The organism is Burkholderia sp. Ac-20344, assembly GCF_017104975.1.
In the GTDB taxonomy this organism is placed as follows: Bacteria; Pseudomonadota; Gammaproteobacteria; order Burkholderiales; family Burkholderiaceae; genus Burkholderia.
This window is the reverse complement of sequence record NZ_JAAGPP010000007.1, coordinates 94,622-112,670: the sequence shown is the minus strand read 5'-3', so window position 1 is coordinate 112,670 and position 18,049 is coordinate 94,622. Positions and strand designations below refer to the sequence as shown.

Annotated in this window: 17 protein-coding genes and 1 pseudogene; 8 read left to right on the top strand and 10 right to left on the bottom strand. The window is 66.9% G+C overall.

Features of this window, described 5'->3' with window-relative positions; translation table 11 throughout:
* Together G3N64_RS04515 and G3N64_RS04510 are read left to right on the top strand one after the other, a co-directional pair.
* A pseudogene (locus G3N64_RS04515) lies at positions 1-786 on the top strand (RND transporter); the annotation flags it as partial.
* Positions 779-1,726 carry a VacJ family lipoprotein gene (locus tag G3N64_RS04510; protein ID WP_205782579.1) on the top strand — a complete coding sequence of 316 codons (948 nt, stop codon included), beginning with the start codon at positions 779-781 and terminating at the stop codon, positions 1,724-1,726. The pseudogene G3N64_RS04515 and the gene G3N64_RS04510, both read left to right, overlap by 8 nt.
* A 119-nt stretch (positions 1,727-1,845) precedes the next feature.
* On the opposite strand, the gene G3N64_RS04505 is transcribed toward G3N64_RS04510, so the two are convergent.
* The 5 genes from G3N64_RS04505 to G3N64_RS04485 all read right to left on the bottom strand — a co-directional run bounded on the left by G3N64_RS04505 (position 1,846) and on the right by G3N64_RS04485 (position 7,246).
* Positions 1,846-2,502: a phosphorylase gene (locus tag G3N64_RS04505; RefSeq protein ID WP_241020777.1), complete on the bottom strand. Its 657-nt coding sequence runs from the start codon at positions 2,500-2,502 to the stop codon at positions 1,846-1,848.
* Between the two features lie 51 nt (positions 2,503-2,553).
* Positions 2,554-4,527: a squalene--hopene cyclase gene (shc, locus tag G3N64_RS04500; protein WP_205782577.1), complete on the bottom strand. Its 1,974-nt coding sequence runs from the start codon at positions 4,525-4,527 to the stop codon at positions 2,554-2,556.
* 11 nt (positions 4,528-4,538) lie between these two features.
* The gene (gene hpnE, locus G3N64_RS04495; protein WP_205782576.1) at positions 4,539-5,792 is read right to left on the bottom strand and encodes a hydroxysqualene dehydroxylase HpnE; all 1,254 of its coding nucleotides are present in this window, start codon (positions 5,790-5,792) and stop codon (positions 4,539-4,541) included.
* A gap of 13 nt (positions 5,793-5,805) precedes the next feature.
* Positions 5,806-6,654 (bottom strand): presqualene diphosphate synthase HpnD, encoded by an 849-nt coding sequence (gene hpnD, locus G3N64_RS04490; protein ID WP_071333753.1) that lies wholly within the window; start codon positions 6,652-6,654, stop codon positions 5,806-5,808.
* A gap of 259 nt (positions 6,655-6,913) precedes the next feature.
* Positions 6,914-7,246 (bottom strand): hypothetical protein, encoded by a 333-nt coding sequence (locus G3N64_RS04485; RefSeq protein ID WP_011353632.1) that lies wholly within the window; start codon positions 7,244-7,246, stop codon positions 6,914-6,916.
* Between the two features lie 175 nt (positions 7,247-7,421).
* Between G3N64_RS04485 and G3N64_RS04480 the strand changes: the two genes are divergently transcribed.
* Positions 7,422-8,306, top strand: a complete 885-nt coding sequence (locus G3N64_RS04480) for an alpha/beta fold hydrolase (protein WP_205782575.1) — start codon at positions 7,422-7,424, stop codon at positions 8,304-8,306.
* 45 nt (positions 8,307-8,351) lie between these two features.
* Here the strand turns inward: G3N64_RS04480 and G3N64_RS04475 are convergent, their stop codons facing one another.
* Genes G3N64_RS04475 through G3N64_RS04465 form a run of 3 tightly spaced genes read right to left on the bottom strand, consistent with a single transcriptional unit; the run spans position 8,352 to position 10,274 of the window.
* Positions 8,352-9,290, bottom strand: a complete 939-nt coding sequence (locus G3N64_RS04475; RefSeq protein ID WP_205782574.1) for a diguanylate cyclase — start codon at positions 9,288-9,290, stop codon at positions 8,352-8,354.
* Positions 9,287-9,913: a chemotaxis protein CheC gene (locus G3N64_RS04470; protein WP_205782573.1), complete on the bottom strand. Its 627-nt coding sequence runs from the start codon at positions 9,911-9,913 to the stop codon at positions 9,287-9,289. Before G3N64_RS04470 ends, G3N64_RS04475 begins: the two co-directional genes overlap by 4 nt.
* Positions 9,906-10,274, bottom strand: a complete 369-nt coding sequence (locus G3N64_RS04465; protein ID WP_205782583.1) for a response regulator — start codon at positions 10,272-10,274, stop codon at positions 9,906-9,908. The genes G3N64_RS04470 and G3N64_RS04465 overlap by 8 nt, the downstream gene beginning before the upstream one ends.
* A gap of 471 nt (positions 10,275-10,745) precedes the next feature.
* Here G3N64_RS04465 and G3N64_RS04460 point away from each other — a divergent pair, with 471 nt between their 5' ends.
* Positions 10,746-13,001, top strand: coding sequence for a hybrid sensor histidine kinase/response regulator (locus G3N64_RS04460; RefSeq protein WP_205782572.1), 2,256 nt, complete (start codon positions 10,746-10,748; stop codon positions 12,999-13,001).
* A gap of 49 nt (positions 13,002-13,050) precedes the next feature.
* Here the strand turns inward: G3N64_RS04460 and G3N64_RS04455 are convergent, their stop codons facing one another.
* Positions 13,051-13,605, bottom strand: coding sequence for an NAD(P)H-dependent oxidoreductase (locus tag G3N64_RS04455; RefSeq protein ID WP_069252806.1), 555 nt, complete (start codon positions 13,603-13,605; stop codon positions 13,051-13,053).
* A 367-nt stretch (positions 13,606-13,972) separates the two neighbouring features.
* On the opposite strand from G3N64_RS04455, the gene G3N64_RS04450 reads away from it, so the two are divergent.
* Positions 13,973-14,572, top strand: a complete 600-nt coding sequence (locus tag G3N64_RS04450) for an RNA polymerase factor sigma-70 (protein WP_205782571.1) — start codon at positions 13,973-13,975, stop codon at positions 14,570-14,572.
* A complete protein-coding gene (locus G3N64_RS04445) occupies positions 14,550-14,771 on the top strand; it encodes a zf-HC2 domain-containing protein (protein WP_205782570.1) in 222 nt (73 codons plus the stop codon). Before G3N64_RS04450 ends, G3N64_RS04445 begins: the two co-directional genes overlap by 23 nt.
* 134 nt (positions 14,772-14,905) lie before the next feature.
* On the opposite strand, the gene arsC is transcribed toward G3N64_RS04445, so the two are convergent.
* Complete coding sequence (arsC, locus tag G3N64_RS04440; RefSeq protein WP_205782569.1) at positions 14,906-15,262, bottom strand: arsenate reductase (glutaredoxin); 357 nt, start codon at positions 15,260-15,262, stop codon at positions 14,906-14,908.
* Positions 15,263-16,223: 961 nt separating this feature from the next.
* On the opposite strand from arsC, the gene parA reads away from it, so the two are divergent.
* Positions 16,224-16,886: a ParA family partition ATPase gene (gene parA, locus G3N64_RS04435; RefSeq protein ID WP_205782568.1), complete on the top strand. Its 663-nt coding sequence runs from the start codon at positions 16,224-16,226 to the stop codon at positions 16,884-16,886.
* 23 nt (positions 16,887-16,909) lie between these two features.
* Positions 16,910-17,971, top strand: a complete 1,062-nt coding sequence (locus tag G3N64_RS04430; RefSeq protein ID WP_205782567.1) for a ParB/RepB/Spo0J family partition protein — start codon at positions 16,910-16,912, stop codon at positions 17,969-17,971.
* The last annotated feature ends 78 nt before the right edge of the window (positions 17,972-18,049 follow it).

Sequence of the window (18,049 nt, the reverse complement as noted above, 5' to 3'; positions counted from 1 at the left end):
GACGCCGCCACGCGCGACCGCGCCGAACGTGCGTTCTCCGACACGCTGCGCATCGCGCTCAACCAGCTCGCGTCGCTGCTGCAGCCGCAGGACATCACGCGCGAATCGCTGCCGCCGCAGCTCGTGCGCGACTGGGTCGCGCCGGACGGCCACGCGCTCGTGCAGATTTCGCCGAAGGTGCCGAAGGGCGTCGACCCGAACGACGACACGATGCTGCGCCGTTTCGCGAAGACCGTGAAGGCCGCGGAGCCGGGCGCGACCGGCGGGCCGATCTCGATCCTGCATTCGGCCGACACGATCATCAACGCGTTCCTGCATGCGGCACTGTGGTCGATCATCTCGATCACGGTCCTGCTGTGGGTCACGCTGCGCCGCTTCGGCGACGTGCTGCGCACGCTGGTGCCGCTGCTCGTGTCGGGCGTCGTGACGCTCGAACTGTGCGTCGTGCTCGGCATGCCGCTCAACTTCGCGAACATCATCGCGCTGCCGCTGATGCTCGGCGTCGGCGTCGCGTTCAAGGTGTATTTCGTGATGGCGTGGCGCGCGGGGCAAACCGGGTTGCTGCACTCGAGCCTCACGCACGCCGTCCTGTTCAGCGCCGCGACGACGGCGACCGCATTCGGCAGCCTGTGGCTGTCGCACCACCCGGGCACGTCGAGCATGGGCAAGCTGCTCGCGCTCGCCCTGACCTGCACGCTGATCGGCGCCGTGGTGTTCCAGCCCGTCCTGATGGGCAAACCGCGCGTCAAACGCGCCAAGAACCAATCGCAAGGAATCAATGAATAAGGTGCGAATCATTGCGGCGACCGTTGCCGCCAGCGCAGCGCTGACCGGCTGCGCGACGGGACCGAACCGCAACCCCAACGACCCGCTCGAGCCGATGAACCGGGCGATGTACACGTTCAACGACACCGTCGACACGAACATCGCCCAGCCGATCGCGAAGGGGTACCAGAAGGTCACGCCGACGCCCGTGCGCACCGCGATCAGCAACTTCTTCTCGAACCTCGGCGATCTCGGCAACATGGCGAACAACCTGTTGCAGCTGCGCATCACCGATGCGACGCAGGATCTGATGCGCGTGGCGATGAACTCGGTGTTCGGCGTCGCCGGCCTGATCGACATCGCGACCCCGGCCGGGCTGCCGAAGCATCACCAGGACTTCGGCCTGACGATGGCGCGCTGGGGCGTGCCGTCGGGCCCGTACCTCGTGCTGCCCGTGTTCGGGCCGAGCACGATCCGCGACGGCGTCGGCCGCGCGGTGGACGTGCGCTTCAACCTGCTGAACTACATCGAGCCGGCCGCGCGCAACCCGATGTACATCGCGCAGTTCATCAGCGCGCGTTCGGACCTGCTCGGCGCGACCGACCTGCTGAAGCAGGCCGCGCTCGATCCGTATTCGTTCGTGCGTGACGCGTACCTGCAGCAGCGCAAGTCGCTGACGTATCGCAGCCAGTCGTCGTCGGCCGCGCTGCCGACCTACAACGAGCCAGGTGAATCCGGCGCCGTGCCGGCCGCGACGCCGGCCGTTCCGGGGTTGCCGAACTACGAGGATCCGGGCGACTCGGGCGGTGCATCGGGCGCTACGCCGAACAACGCGCCGGCCGCACCGGGGTTGCCGAAGTACGACGATCCGGGCGCGGACAATGCGATGCCGGCGGCTGCGCCGGCTGCGGCATCGGCAACCGCACCGGCGACGCCTGCGAGCAGTCCGGCCGCGCAGTAACGCCGCAACGGCCTACGCCGCAAAGACAAAGAGCGCTGCAGTTCAATGCAGCGCTCTTTTTTTGTCCGCGAGAAATGGAAGACCGGGAAGAGAAGGGCGAGAAAGGCGGCGCGTACCGCTCAGACGATCCGCATCGCGCCGGCACGCTCGAACGCGTGCCGCGCCTGGATCAGCGTCGTGCGCGCCGCGCGCGCGTCGCTCGCGACCTGCAGCAGCGGGCCGAGCTGCGACGGCTGCTTCAGCAGTTCACGCAGGATCGGCAGGATCGCCGTGCTGCCGTCGTCGCGCAGGCCGGCCGTCGCCGCGCGCGGCAGCGTGCGCCACGCCGGATCGACGATCGCGCGGCACACCGCGAACGGTACGCCGCGCGCGGCCGCAAAGGCCGCCGCGATATGCGACTCCATGTCGACGGCAAGCGCGCCCTTCGCGCGATGCAGCGACGTCTTTTCCTGTTCGCTGACGACCGGTGCGCCGACGGCCGCGATCGTGCCGCGCGTGATGCGCGCCCAGACCGGCGTGTCGTGCAGTGCGGCGACGAGCCGCGCGCTCCAGCCCGCATCGGTCTCGACGCGACCGAACGGCCCGTCGATCGCGTTCGCGATCACGAGTGCGCCGGGCGCCAGGTCGGGCGCGAGCCCGCCCGCCGTGCCGAAACTCACGATGCCCGCGCAACCGCGCGCGGTCGCCTCGGTCAGCGCGCGTTCGAGCCGGTCGGCCCGTGCGGCAAAGACGGCTTCGACACCGTCGCCGCGCGCGATGCGCGCCTCGAACGCCATCCCCGTCACGGCGATGACGGGCAACGTGCCGATGGATTGCGGCGCCACGCGTTACAGCCCGACCGTTACGCGCGTCGTATTGTCGCGCTTCAGGTTGCGATAGCGCGCGAGCGCCCACAGCGGGAAGAACTTGCGATAGCCGTGATAGCGCAGGTAGAACACGCGCGGGAAGCCCGTCGCCGTGAAGCGCGTCTCGTCCCACAGGCCTTCGTCGTTCTGGTTGGCGATCAGGTAGTCGATACCGCGCGCAACCGCCGGGTTGTTCACCTCGCCGGCCGCCATCAGGCCGAGCAGCGCCCACGCGGTTTGCGACGCGGCGCTCGGTGCCTGCTCGAAGCCGCGATAGTTCAGCTTGTAGCTGTCGCCGTCCTCGCCCCAGCCGCCGTCCTTGTTCTGGATCGACAGCAGCCACTGCGCGCCGCGCTTCATGCGCGGATCGTCCGGCGTCAGGCCGGCCGCGTTCAGCGAGCACAGTGCCGTCCACGTGCCGTACACGTAATTCATCCCCCAGCGGCCGTACCAGCTGCCGTCAGGCTCCTGCTCCTTGAGCATGTAGTCGAGCGCACGGCGCGCCGGCTCGCTGTTCAGCGGTGTCTCGCCGAGCTGCGACAGCATCGACAGGCAGCGGCCCGACACGTCGGCCGTCGGCGGATCGAGCAGCGCGCCGTGATCCGAGAACGGGATGTTGTTCAGGTAGTACTGCGTGTTTTCCGGTTCGAACGCACCCCAGCCGCCGTCGCTGCTCTGCATCCCGACGACCCACTCGCGCGCACGCGCGATCGAATCGCGATAGGCGTCGTTCCGCTTGAGTGTCTGCGCGCGCTCCATCGCCACCGCGACCACCGCCGTATCGTCGACGTCCGGGTAGTGCGCGTTCGCATACTGGAATGCCCAGCCGCCGGGCCGCACGTTCGGGCGACGCGAGATCCAGTCGCCGCGTACGTCGAGGATCTGCAGCGGGCGCAGCCATTCGAGGCCGCGGATCGCGGCGTCCTCGGCACGCGCGTCGCCCGTTTCGAGCAGCGCATGCGCGGCGAGCGACGTGTCCCACACCGGCGACAGGCACGGCTGGCAATACGCTTCGTCGTCGTGCACGACGAGCAGCTTGTCGAGCGCCTTGCGCGCGATCGCCCGGTTCGGGTGATCTTCCGCGTAGCCGAGCACGTCGTACATCATCACCGCGTTGGCCATCGCCGGATAGATCGCGCCGAGGCCGTCCTCGCCATTCAGGCGCTCGTCGACGAACGACACGGCCTGGCGGATCGCGCGTTCGCGCGTGTAGTTCGGGAACAGGCCGTCTACCGCGCGCAGCGCATGGTCGACCACGCGGAAGAACGCGAACCAGCCGGCGCTCTGGTGGCCCTGGCGCGGCAGCAGCCCGGCGTTGACGGGCGGATCGATGAACAGCTCGTCGATGCGCACGCCGCGCGGGTTCTTCGCGAGCGGGCGCTTCGCGTTCAGCACGAGCAGCGGCACGATCACGGTGCGCGCCCAGTACGACACCTTCGACAGATGGAACGGGAACCACTGCGGCAGCAGCATGATCTCGACCGGCATCATCGGCACTGCGCGCCACGGAATCGCGCCGTACAGCGCGAGCTGGATGCGCGTGAACACGTTCGACATCTCGGCGCCGCCCATCGCGTGAATGGCCTTGCGCGCACGCTGCATGTGCTCGGCGTTCTCGTCGTCGCCGATCACCTTCAGCGCGAAATACGCCTTCACGCTCGCGCTGATGTTCGGTGCGCCGTCGGTGAACAGCGGCCAGCCGCCGTCGGCCTGCTGGATGCGGCGCAGGTACTTGCCGATCTTCTGTTCGAGCTCGAGGTTCGGCGTCTCGCCGAGATAGTGGACGAGCAGCACGTATTCGGCGGGAATCGTCGAATCGGCTTCGAGTTCGTAGACCCAGTGGCCATCCGCGTTCTGCGCGGCCAGCAACGCGTCGGTCGCACGCGCGACGGCTGCGTCGACGCCGGCCGGCACGGTGCCGGCGGACAGGGTAGCCATTTCGGTGAGATCGTTCATCGGTCCCTCTCTTATTGTGTCTGGAGCACGTCCGCGGCCAGCTGGCCGGAACGGATCGCGCCCTCGATCGTGGCGGGCAAGCCGGTGGCAATCCAGTCGCCCGCCAGTACAAGATTGGTCCAGCGCGTGCGCACGGCCGGACGCTTCATTTCCTGCGACGGCACCGCCGCAAAGCCCGCACGCGGCTCGACGACGAGCTGCCACGCGGGGATGGTTTCCGGGTTCGCGCCGGTCACGCGCGCGACGTCTTCCCAGATGCGCCGCGCGAGCGTGTCGTGCGGCGTGTCGAGCCAGCGGCCCGCGTCGCGGATCGTCGCCGCGAGCTGGCCGCCGCCGGTGCGCACCGCATCGACGACACCGTTCACGACGGCCGTCTGCAGCGGCGTGCCGGCCGGCGCTTCGACCGCGAAATACGCGGTCACGACCGCGCTGAACGTATCGGGCGCGGTGAGTTCGGGCACGAGCGGCTGCGCGACCTCGGGCGGCACGGCCAGCACGACGGCGTCGCCCGGCGCGAGATCGATCCGCTCGCCGCCGACCGAGACCGCATCGACCGCATTGCCGTGCGCACCGAATTCGAACGCGTCGAGCCGCGAGTTCAGCCGGATCTGCGCGCCGCCGTGCTGCAGCATGCGCAGCGCCGGTTCGACGAACGCGCTGCCGAGGCCGTGGCGCGCGACGAGCGGACGGCAGCCGGGGCCGCCCGCGGCAAACGTGCCGTACAGCGCCGCACGCGCGAGCTCGGCGCTCGCGTGGCGCGGCTCGACGTTCAGCACACCGAGGAAATACGGCCTCAGCCAACGTTCCCACAGCACGCCGTCGCATCGCATCGTCTGGGCGAGTGAACGGCCCATGCGCGCGAACGCGAGCGGGGCGAGCGCGAGGTAGTCGAGCGGCGTCGTGCCCGGCGCGCGCGACGCGGCATCGAACAGCCACGACGGCCAGCGCCCGTTGCCGAAGCGCAGCGTCCAGCGCTGCTGCGACGCGACGTCGACGACCGGGAGTTCAGGCAGCGCGGGCCCCGCGAGCCGGTCGGCCGCGCCGATCGCGCGCAGGTAGCGCTGCGTCGCGGGCTGTCCCGCGAACACCGTGTGCAGCCCGCTGTCGAGCGTCGTGTTCAGCGTCCCGTCGAACCACGAGCGGCAGCGGCCGCCCGCATGCGCGTGCGCGTCGTGCAGCACGATGCGTCGCCCGCGGCGTTGCAGCTCGACCGCGGCCGACAGGCCGGCAAGGCCGGCGCCGATCACGTGGACGGTCCTGGGCATCGACTCGGTCGGCTCAGAACAGCGCGTAGCGCGCGGCGATCATCAGCATGCGCGCCTTCGGCTTGCGCAGCGGCGCGCGCGGGAAGGCAAAGCCGCGTGCGATCGCGGCTTCGAGAATGCAGCGATACGCGCCCGACATGATGCGCGGCGCCTTCACCTGTGCACGCGGGCAGGTATCCATCACCGCGTCGGCCTGGCGGAAGTGCTCGAGCGCGCGCTCGACGAGCGTCGCGCACACGCGCGGCAGCGCCGGATCGCGCACGATCGTCGCCGGGTCGGTGATCGCGATGCCTTCGCGCGCAAGCAGCTCGCGCGGCAGGTAGCAACGGTTGATCGCCGCATCGTCGTCGATGTCGCGCAGGATGTTGGTCAGTTGCAGCGCACGGCCGAGGTGATGCGACAGCGTGATCCCTTCGGCTTCAGGCATCCCGAAAATCCTCACCGACAGCCGGCCGGCCGCGCTCGCCACGCGATCGCAGAAGAGGTCGAGCGTCGGTTCGTCGGGTGCGCAGATGTCTTCGACCGCATCCATCGCCATCCCGTCGATCATCGCGTGGAAGTCGTCGCGCTGCAGGTTGAATGCGCGGATCTCGCGGTCGAGCGCGGCCAGGTGGCGCGGCGGGCGGCCGGCGAAGCACGCGTCGATGTCCGCGCGCCAGCGATCGAGGCCCGCGTTGCGCTCGGCGCGCGGCAGGTCGCTGTCGGCGATGTCGTCGACCGCGCGGCAGAATGCGTAGACCTGGAACATCGCATCGCGCTGCACGGCCGGCAGGATGCGCATCGCGAGATAGAAAGAACTGCCCGATGTGACGGCAGCGGCGTCGGTTTCTTGTTCGTCCACGACGGAATTGGAAACGGCCAAGACGAGCTCCACGGAGACACCCACGCGGGGCGATTGAAGAAGCCATGCCCGGCTGGGATGGTCAGGGTGTCAAATGCGTGCGAGATATGCGAACGATCGACGCAGACAGGCACAAATTACCGGCCGGAAGCCGGAATTGGGCGAAAGTATAGCAATCTTTGAAGTTCGATGGCGGACACGCGCCGCGTCCGGCGGCATGCCGGAAGCCGCCGGCCGGCAAGCGTGGCCGGCACGAGCGGGAGCCGGCGCCGGCGGCGCGTCAGCCGTAAACGATGTCGCGCTGCAGGTCGAGCGCAATGAGCCCCATTTCGCGGGTGAGCTGCAGCATCGAGCGACGTTCGAGGCGCGAGCCCATGAAGCTCGTCACGCGGCCGTCGGGCTCCGCGGTGAACTGGAACACCGCACCGCCCGTGCCGAACCACGCCCCCGGCACATCGGGCGATTCCTGCCAGTCGATCTGCGCGAACACGCGCGCGATGCCCGCGCGCACCAGGTCGCCCGGGCCGATCGGCGGCGCGATGTCGCCCAGGTCGTCGAGCGAATAGGGGCCGGGTTTGTCCGGCTTCCGGTAGAAGAGATAGTCGACGTTCATGGGGCGCAATCGCAGGCAAACCCACAAATTAGCGTGCTTCGGGATAAATTCATATCGGATACGAACGAAATGTGGCCTGCACGAGACAAGAGGGACAGATCGAAACCGGCCCCTCTGGGCGCGCGCGGGTTCGTCTAAGATGACACCTTCCTCGAAATCTAAAGACCCGGACATCATGGAGACGAACGCAAGCGCCACCCCGCAGTCCGATCATCCCGTTTTCGTGCTCGTGCACGGCGCCTGGCACGGTGCATGGTGCTACGCGCACGTCGCGGCCGCGCTGGCCGAGCGCGGCCACCTGTCGATCGCGCGCGACCTGCCCGCGCACGGCATCAATGCCCGCTTTCCCGCATCCTACCTCCAACGCCCGCTCGACAAGGACGCGTTCGGCGCCGAGCCGTCGCCGGTCGCGAACACGACGCTCGACGATTATGCGACGCAGGTGATGCAGGCGGTCGACGACGCGTACGCGCTCGGTCACGGCAAGGTCGTGCTCGTCGGGCACAGCATGGGCGGCCTCGCGATCACGGCGGCCGCCGAACGCACGCCGGAAAAGATCGCGAAGATCGTCTATCTCGCGGCCTTCATGCCCGCGTCGGGCGTGCCGGGCCTCGACTACGTGCGCGCACCCGAGAACAAGGGTGAAATGCTCGGCCCGCTGATGCTGGCGAGCCCGCGCGTCGCCGGTGCGCTGCGCATCGATCCGCGCAGCGGCGACACTGCGTATCGCGAGCTCGCGAAGCGCGCGCTGTACGACGACGTGCCGCAGGCCGACTTCGAGGCCGTCGCGAACCTGATGACCTGCGACGTGCCGGCCGCGCCGTTCGCGACCGCGATCCCGACGACGGCCGCGCGCTGGGGCGCGATCGACCGCCACTACATCAAGTGCCTGCAGGATCGCGTGATCCTGCCCGGGCTGCAGCAGCGCTTCATCGACGAAGCCGACGCGTTCGCGCCCGGCAACCCGACCCACGTGCACCAGCTCGACAGCAGCCATTCGCCGTTCATATCGCAGCCGGCCGTGCTGGCCGGCGTGCTCGCCGACATCGCGAAAAGCTGAGCGCGGCACGCATCCGCTCCGCGCGCAGCGGGGCGAATTCGCCGCCTATGCGTACGCGACCGACCGATCGCGCCCGAGCCGCTTCGCGCGATAGAGCGCGGCGTCGGCCTCGTTGACGAGCACGTCGCTGGTCGGCGCGCCCGTCTTCGCACACGCGCCGCCGACGCTCGCCGTCACCGGCACGCTGACGCCCTCCGCATCGACCGGCATGCTGCCGATCGCATCGCGCACCTTGTCGGCCACGCGCATCGCCTCGTCGAGATTCGTGCACGGCAGCAGCAGCGCGAATTCCTCGCCGCCGAAGCGGCCGAACGTATCCTGCGCGCGCACGATCGACGCGACGCGGCGCGCCGTCTCGCGCAGCACGGCATCGCCGGCCGCGTGCCCGAAACGGTCGTTGATCGTCTTGAAGTGGTCGAGGTCGAACAGCAGCACCGACATGTCGCCGCCGTAGCGCTGCCAGCGCGCGAATTCGTCGCCGAGCCGCGCCTCGAAGAAGCGCCGGTTCGCGATGCCGGTCAGGCCGTCGCGATTCGCGTGTTCGCGCAGCTTCGCGACCGCTTCCTCGCGCTCGCGCTGCATCACGCTCACATGCGTGACGTCCGAGATCGTCACGCACACGGCTTCGACGTCGCGGCCGCGCGTGAGCGGCATGAACGTGCAGTCCTGCTGCATGTAGTCGACGCCGCCCGTGATCGGCCGGTCGTGCTCGAAGCGGAACAGGTAGGGCCGCTGCTCCCACGAGCTGAACGCGAAGCTGCCGAGCTGGAACACGCTCTCGAGCTTGCGCGACAGCCACGCGCGCGGCAGGTCGGGAAAACGGTCGAACAGGTTGCGGCCGATCACGTCGGCGGCCGGGATGCCGCTGTGGTCCTGCATGAAGCGATTCCACATCAGCACGGTCATCGCGCGGTCGAGCACGAACAGGCCGAAGCCCACCCGCTCGATCACGAGGTCGCTCAGCGACGGGGTAGCGGCCGTCATAGCGCGGACAGCAACGCGTCGAGCGCGTCGCCCATCAGCCGGATCGAATCCTCGGCCATCAGCATCACGAAGTGCGCCCGGAACGCGTGGTCCTCGAGCCCGAAGTTCACTTCCAGCAGCAATGCCACGCTCCATGCCAGCTCGGTCGGCTGGAAGACGTCGTCGAACGACACGTTCGCGCCGAGCAGCCCCGGCGGAAAGAACACGGGCTTGCGGCCGAGTTCGTCGAGGATCGACGCGACGCAGGCGCCCATCAGCACGTTCGCGACGTCGAACACGACTTCGTCGGGCGTCGCCATCCCGCCGTACACGCCGTCGCCGAACGTGCGGTCGACGACCGACATGAGCCGCGCGATCCCCGCGGTGCGGCACAGCACGATCGCCTCGCCCTTGATGTCGGAACGGAAACCCTGGCGCACGGCGGTCACGTTGTCGTGAATGCCCGTCATCTCGCGCAGCGCGTCGCCCGCGTCGCTCGCTTTCACGACCCGCACGCGCGGCACCGACAGCTCGATGAAGTGCCCGAGCAACAACGCGAGCCGCGCGGCGGCGCGGCCCATTGCAAGGTTGGCGATTTCCTGCAACGCGTCGCGTTGCTCCGCCGTGAACACCGATTCAGGCATACAACCCATACTCCTTGAGAATGGGCAGCAATGCCTCCGACGTCACGGGTTTGGCTACGAATGCGATCGCGCCCAATTCGCGCACGCGTGCTTGCGCCTGCGGCTGGATATCGGCGGATACCACGATCACGAACGTGTTCAGATCTTCGTGGCGCAGTGTCTCCAGGACCTGATATCCGCTCATGTCGGGCATCGTCAGGTCCAGAAACATTACGGAAGCTTTGCCGTCACGATAGAGCGCCAAGGCCTCTCGACCATTCGCGGCATACGCGATATCGACGTCCCAGCCTCCCGGCAGCGCCTTTGTCAGAAGTTTGCGAGCGAGCAGCGAATCGTCGGCAATTACAATCGGCAAAGGCATGGAGCGAAGCGGTATACGGAGTGGTCTCTCTCGCGTTAACGACCGCGCGGCGCGCTTCTTGAGGCGCCAATGCGTTCGGGCGCGGGCAACCGCCTTGCGGCCGCGCGCGGGCGACGCGACGCGGGTGCGCGCGACGCACCGCGCGGCGAACGCCGGCGGGCGCATATATCTGTCATAGGGAAAGCAAGGCGCGATTCTCGGAGTAAACCAGAGGCGATGCAACTCGCCATTTTCGCCATTTCGAACAGAATTGGTCCAAACGCACGTCATTCCGAAAACAGCCGCGACCATTTTCGAGATAAGCACGCAAAATTTTTCCTTGTGTACGTTTGCGCTGCCGGATTCGTCGCGTTTTCAATCTGACGGTTTCCCGCTGTCGGAATCGACAGGATGGCTGGCGTCCGGGGCCGCGCAGCGGGCCGTCGCAACTCGTTTATGATGGCAGGCACCTCTGCCTGACCCGCTTCTTCGATGACGTCCGACCGGCCCGCCGATTCCCACGCTCCCGCCTCCCCACCCGCCGACGACTGGCAGGACGACGGCAACTATGCGTCCGGTGCGCCCGAGCACGATTTCGCGGTGCGCCGCGTGACGCTGATCGTGCTGCTCGTCGCGGCGATCGTGCTGCCCTGCATCTACGTCGTGGTGATGGCGTACAACGACCTGAAGACGCGCGAGGCTGCCGCGAGCGACGTGACGATGCGCACCGTGCGGGTGGCCGAAGAGCACGCACTCAAGGTGTTCGACCTGAGCGAAACGCTCGATGCGCGCATCGTCGATCTCGTGCAGGACATGGACGACGCGACCGTGCGCAACCGGGAGTCCGACATCCACGAAGCGCTGAACACGATCGGCGGCGGGTATCCGCAGGTGGCCGCCGTGTCGATCTTCGGCGCGAGCGGGATGCTGCTCGCGAACAGCCTCTACTATCCGGCGCCCTATGCGTCGATCGCGAATCGCGACGACTTCGCCGGCATCCGCGACGGCAAGGTGATCGAACACATCTCGCGGCTGATGATGGGGCCGCTCAAGCTCGAGAACATTCCCGTGTTCAACACGGGCGTCGCGCGGCGCCATAGCGACGGTTCGTTCGCCGGGATGGTGTCGATCGCGCTGAAGTCGTCGTATTTCAACGCGTTCTACCGCGACCTGCTCGGCGGCGCCGGCACGCCGATGACGATGGCGCTCGCGCGCTCGGACGGCGCGGTGATCGCGTCGTATCCGCCGCCGCCGGCACTCGCGCACACCGATCGCGCCGCCACGTTCGGCGACGCGCGCAACGATCCGCGCGCCGGTATCGTGCGCGTGCGCCACGACGGCGCGAACAGCGAGATCGTCGCGTATCGCCAGGTCGGCAGCTATCCCGTCTACGTGACGTGCGCGTACCGCACGTCGGCGATCTGGCGTGAATGGTACGAACACCTGAGCGTGCTGTTCATCTCGATGTTCGCGCCGTCGATCGCGCTGTGGTCCGTGATCTGGCTGTCGCTCAAGCGGCTGAAGGCGGAAGAGGAGGCGTGGGACCGCTGGCAGGCCGAAGCGTCGATGCGGCGCTCGATCGAATCGGCGTACCGGCAGTCGCGCAAGATGCAGGCGCTCGGCAACCTCGTCGGCAGCGTCGCGCACGACTTCAACAACCTGCTGATGATCATCTCGAGCAACGTGCAGATCGTGCGGCGGCGCGAGGCCCAGCATCTCGACAAGGAACTCGGCGCAATCGAACGCGCGCTGAAGAACGGGCAGTCGCTCACGCGCCAGCTCCTCGGCGTCGCGCGCAAGCAGCCGCTGCACAACGAGACGATCGACGTCGGGCAATGGGTCGGCACGTGCCGCGAACTGCTGAAGACGTCGCTCGGCTCGAAGTCGTCGCTGGTCGTCGCGATCGAGCCCGGCGTGTGGCCGATCCGCGTCGACGTCGCGGAGCTCGAGCTCGCGGTGATCAACCTCGCGGTCAACGCGCGCGACGCGATGGCGGCCGGCGGCCGCTTCACGGTCGGCGCGCGCAACGTGACGCTGCGTCGCGAGGACGGCTTTCCGCTGACCGGCGATTTCGTGCAGATCTCGCTCGACGATACGGGTTCGGGCATGGCGCCCGACGTGCTCGCGCGCGCGTTCGAACCGCTGTTCACGACGAAGGCGCAGGGGATGGGGACGGGGCTCGGCCTGCCGCAGGTGTTCGCGTTCTGCGAACGCTCGGGCGGCCTTGCAACGATCGACAGCGCGGTCGGCGCCGGCACGTCGGTGCGCCTCTACCTGCCGCGCGCACGCGCCGAGGATGTCGTCGCGCGGCCGCAGGCGGTCGTGCATGAAGCGGGGGCGGGGGCAGGCGCGCTCGCCGGCTTGCACGTACTGCTCGTCGAGGACAACAGCGAAGTCGCGGCCGGCACCGAAGCGCTGCTGTCGCTGCTCGGGCACCGCGTGACCTACGCGCCCACCGCCGACGACGCGCTGCACCTGATCGAAGGCGCAGCCGCGAACGACGCGTTCGACCTCGTGATTTCGGATATCCACATGCCGGGCCGCCTGAACGGCATCGACCTCGCCGAAGCAGTCGAGAAGCGGCCGGAGAAACTGCCCGTGATTCTCGTCACGGGTTACGCGGAGGAGCTCGACCGCACGCGCACCGTCAACGTCCGCGTGCTGTCGAAGCCGTTCGACATCGCACTGCTCGACGAGATCCTGCTGGGCATCCGCGAAGCGCGCGACGCACGGCACGCCGGCACGTGACCCGCTGCGTGCGGGCCGGCGCCGGCGGCAGCATGAACGGTTGCGACGCTCAGGCCGACTTCAGCAAGCGCACCCAGCCCGTGTAGCGATCGACGAAGCCCTGCAGGAACTTGCGGGTGTCTTCGCTGACGATCTGGCCCTGGTCGTCGATGCGCGCCGGGTCGTGCTTGATGAACATCTCGGGCTGCCCGAGCGTCTTCACGTCGAGGTACGCGAGCACGTTGCGCAGGTGCTGCTGCGCGAGCGCGGTGCCCGTCGCGCCCGGCGACGTGCCGAGCACCGCACCCGGCTTGCCCGACCACGAGTTGGAACCCCACGGGCGCGAGCCCCAGTCGAGCGCATTCTTCAGCACGCCCGGAATCGAGCGGTTGTACTCGGGCGTGACGAACAGCAGCGCGTCGGCGGCTTCGATCGACTGCTTGAAGCGCTTCGCGACTTCCGGGAAATCCGCGTCGTAGTCCTGGCTGTACAGCGGCAGTTCGCCGATCTCGACGAACTCGAACGAGAAATCGGCGGGGGCGAGCGAGATCACGGCGTGCGCGAGCGCGCGGTTCCACGAAGCGCGACGCAGGCTGCCGACGACCACAGCGATGCGATAGGACATGGCATTCTCCTTCCGGTGAGTGAGGAATCGGATCGATTGATTCCGAACGAGCGACAAAGGTCTGTTTATAGGCAAGCCAGCCCGCGAACCGCCCCACGGGGCCGTCAGGCCGACTTTCCACAAGGTTTTCCACAGAAATTGTGGATAACTTGGCCGTTATGTTCCGACGTTACAGATTGCCCGCCGCGCGTCGTCGCCGACACGCGACACAGGGTTCGGCAAGGATAGCGCAGCGCGCCCGCCGGTTTCGTGAATTCGTGACGGAACATGCGTTGCAGGCCGGCACCGCGCCCAGTAAGCTGCTCGCACCGCGACGCGCGCACTTGGTGGCGCACGTGCGCCTGCCTCGAGAGACCGCAACCCAGACATGCCGTCCGCCTACGACGACCCCGCCTATCTCGCGCAACTGCGGCGCGACCTGCTGCGCTTCGCGCGACTCCAGCTCCGCGATGCCGATGCGGCCGAAGACGCCGTGCAGGAAGCGCTCGCCGCCGCGTGGTCGCACGCGGGCGACTTCGCCGGGCTGTCGGCGCACAAGACCTGGGTGTTCGGGATCCTGCGCAACAAGCTGATCGACGTGCTGCGCGCCCGGCAGCGGACGGTGAGCCTGTCCGCGCTCGATGCGGAGCTCGACGGCGAATCGGTGCTCGATCGCGAGCTGTTCAAGGAAAACGGGCACTGGGCCGCACATGCGAAGCCGCGACCGTGGCCGCGCCCCGAAACGCTGTTGCAGCAGCAGCAGTTCTGGACGCTGTTCCAGGCCTGTCTCGACCACCTGCCGGAGCAGATCGGGCGCGTGTTCATGATGCGCGAATTCCTCGACGTCGAAATGACGGACATCTGCAGCGAGTTGACGCTGACGACGAATCATTGCAGCGTGCTGCTGTATCGGGCGCGCACGCGCCTGCGAACCTGCCTGAGCGAACAAGGACTGACGACCGAAGATGCTGCCGGGGAAATGTACTGACGTGACGCGACTGCTGTCGGATGCGCTCGACCGGCATCTGACCCTGCATGAGCGCCTGCAGGTGCGTGTACACCTGCCGGCCTGCAGCGGCTGCAGGGCCTATCGCGAGCAGATCGCGCTGCTGCGGACGGCCGCGAAAGCGGCGGCGGGGCGGGGGCCTGCCCCGGATGATGACGGTGGGTCGTCCGGGGAAGGCTAGGCCCGGATCGCGTGACGTCGATCGTCCGGGCGGTGGTGGCGTGCGACCCGGTGATCGAACCGGTTTCGATAGCCGGTGCTCGCGCGAGTGTTCGCGCCGGGCTGATGCAATCAGAAAAATACGGCGGGCAAGAATTATTCGAACAGTGCCTGCACCGATTCGGGCGGCCGGCCAATGGCTGCCTTGCCGCGATAAACGACGATGGGCCGCTGCAGCAGAACCGGATGAGCGGCAATTGCCGCGTAGGCTTGCGCATCGGTCAGATCGGCGCGGGCCAGATCCAACGTCTTGTACGGCTCCTCACCGTCGCGCAGCATGTCGCGAACCGGGCGACCAAGCTGCCGATGCAGCGTTTCCAGTTCATCGATCGTCGGTGGCGTCTTCAGGTACTCGACGACATTCAACGGTGTACCGGTGGTATTCAGCGACTCGACCAACGCAAGCGTCTCGCGCGATTTCGAGCATCGGGGGTTATGGTAGATCGTGATCATCATTCAGGCCTGGAGGGTAGAGCCCTGTATTGTAGCCAGTCTGCATCGGGGGCTTGGCGGGGTGGTCGATGCGGGATCGGGGGCGGATTTGCTGCTTCGTAGAGGCACGTGGGTGAGGCAGTGCGACGGGGCACGAAAGGGGAGTGCTGTTCGAGATGCGCTTCAAGGCGTTGGTAGGTTTATGCGCATAAAGACGGGCGGGACGCTGTCGCGGGACGGTGAATAAATGCCGCCACTCCAGATCAATACGATGGGCGTTTCGGACCGCAAAGGGCATAGGCCGGTGCGTCGTAGGTCGGTTGGTTTATGCGCATAAAGCGTGCGGCTGCCGGGTGAGGGGTCCCCGCGACTCACGGTGCGCTAAGTGCGGACACTTCGGCGCTTCGGTGTGTTGCTTGCTTCGGTGTGTTGCCTCGCAGGTAGATCGCCACGCCCAGGATTCCGGCGCGATCGAGTTGTGATCCTTCGCCGCTCGCCGTCCATCGCTCGCGGTTTATGCGCATAAACGTAGCGCCCGGGCGGCACGTTGGGTCGACGTCCGTGGATTCAGTGACACACGTCTATGCCGCACCGCCGGCCAGGGCGGTACCACTTACCCCCTCTCAAAAGCACTCGCCTTCCCGTCGCTCGATCGACGGCCTCGGTATGCGCGGAGTTTATGCGCACAAACTCCCCGGCTCTCAGGCAAGACTGCCCCATCGAACGAAAGGGCAGTGCCCTGCAATCCTGCAGCAATTCGCTACTCATACCGACGGCGCCACGCGTGATGACGCAATCCCCTGGCGGTCATCGACGTTTCAGACATCCGCCACGCCATCCGATCGCGCCACCGTTCATCGCCGGTCCGTTTATGCGCATAAACCGATAGCCCGAATGGCCAATGCGTAGTCGTCGAACGACAATTTCATTGAAATTCAAATATCGTCCTGTAGAATTCCAACGACCAAAATAGGAGTGAAAATTGGCCGCGGAAATCATTGCAGTCACTCAACAAAAAGGTGGCGTCGGCAAAAGCACGATTGCCATGCACCTCGGTGCCGCGTTCCATGAAAAAGGGAAGCGCGTCCTCGTCATCGACGCAGACCGTCAAAACACACTGGTTCACTGGTCGAGCGCATCCGGCGACAGCGACACCGGCATTCCATTTCCGGTCGTCAACCTGGCCGAAGCCGATGGCCAGATCCATCGCGAGATCAAGAAGTTCATCAACGACTACGACATCATCGTCGTGGACTGCCCGCCGTCGATCACCGAGAAGGTATCGGGCGTCGTCCTGCTGGCCGCATCGATTGCCGTGATTCCGACGTCGTCGTCGCCGGCCGATTACTGGTCGAGCGTCGGGCTGGTCAAACTGATCCAGCAGGCGCAGGTCATGAACGAAGACCTCCGCGCCGTCTTCCTGCTGAACAAGACCGAAGAGAAGCGCATGCTGACCCGCGAGCTCAAGCGCGCGCTCGAGGAACTCGGCTTTCCGTTGCTGAAAACGCAGATCCCGACCCGGGAGGCGTACAAGCAAGCGATGGCGCTTGGTCAGACCGTGCTGCAGATGAACGATCGCGGCGGCAAGCTGGCCGCCACCGAAATTCGCGCATGCGCCGACGAAATCGTCGCCATGCTGCCCTGACTTTATGCGCACAAAGGAGTCACATGAAACCCTCCCAATTTGCCAAAGGATTCCAAGCGCGCCCGGATATTACGACGAGCGAAAAGCGCACGGCGCTCGATCGACTCAATGCGATCGACGGCATCGTCAAGTCCGAGACACCCAACCCGGCGCCGACCAAATCCGCGAAGAAAGACATCGCGCCGCTGCCCGCTCCCGAACTCACGCTCGATCCTTCGATCGATGAATCGACGCAATATCGCGCGTGGCGCCTCGAGAACCGCTATGCACCGGGGCAGGTGATCGAGTTGTCGCTGAAGGCGATCAAGCATAGCCCGTTCAATCCGCGGCATTTCTATCTGAAATCGTCGATTGCCGAACTCGCGGTCAACCTCGCGAAGCAAGGGCAACAGCAGGCAATCCACGTGATTCCGGATTACGACAACCCGGGCACGTACTTCGTCAGCGATGGCGGCCGCCGCGTGCGGGCACTGAAGGAAGCGAACAAGGAATCGGTCAAGGCGATCGTGATCGACGTACCGATCGGCATCCAGAGCTACAAGCTCGGCTACGATCTCAACGTCCAGCGCGATTCGCAGACGGTATTCGACAACGCCGTCGTATGGCGCCGCTTTCTCGACGACAAGCATTTCCAGAGCCAGAAGGAGCTCTCCGAACACCTCGGCCTCGACGAGTCGACGGTGGCCGTCGCGTTGTCGATCGGCAAGCTGCCGGAAGCGATCATGCAGGAAATGGTCGCGCGCCCCGATCGCTTCGGTTCGAACATGGCATATCAGGTCGGCCGCTATCACAATGCGCGCGGCACCGACGCCACGCTGCGGCTGATCAACAAGATCGTGTCGGACGATCTCAGCACGCGCCAGGTGTCGGATATCGTCAAGGGCCGCGTCGCGGCGCAGGAAACGCCGAAGGCTGCGGGCCGTCAGCGCTATGCGCAGCGTCACGAGATCAAGCTCGGCGGCAAGTCGGTCGGCGACCTGAAGTCGTATGGCGAAGATCGCATCGAATTGCGCCTGCGCGGTCTCCCGAAGGACAAGCGTGACGCGATCCTCGAGCAGCTCGAGCGGATGCTGTTGTCGGAGTGACGGAAACGGCCGGCAGGGCCTGGTGAGGACGCCGGGCCCGCCAACCAAGGCGGGGCCGGCGACGGCCCGTCAGCGGGC